This is a genomic window from Martelella sp. UBA3392, assembly GCF_002358775.1.
Taxonomy (GTDB): domain Bacteria; phylum Pseudomonadota; class Alphaproteobacteria; order Rhizobiales; family Rhizobiaceae; genus Martelella; species Martelella mediterranea.
Genome location: NZ_DEPM01000163.1, coordinates 1 through 263, shown reverse-complemented (window position 1 = coordinate 263; position 263 = coordinate 1). Strand labels below are relative to the sequence as shown.

Genomic DNA, 263 nt, shown 5'->3' with positions numbered 1-263 from the left:
CCCGTGCTGCAGCACCGCATGGCGCTGACCTTCGCAGCCCGCGCCGAAGGAAAGACCGTGACCGACGTGATCGCCGCAATCGCCCAGCGCGATTTCAACTGACAGGCTTGCCATTGGCTGCAATCGGACAAACGACACCGCCGACCGCCCGCAATTCGGCCCTTGCCGAGGGCCGGCGGCGCGCGGCCCTGCTGCCGGACTGCCTGATCGAGGCGCGACGGATCGCCAATACGGTGATTACCGGCTGGCACGGCCGCAGGCGG

1 pseudogene is annotated in these 263 nt (G+C 68.8%); it reads left to right on the top strand.

The features are described from left to right. Nucleotides 1-113 precede the first annotated feature (113 nt). A pseudogene (locus B4E36_RS12385) lies at nt 114-263 on the top strand (DUF58 domain-containing protein); the annotation flags it as partial.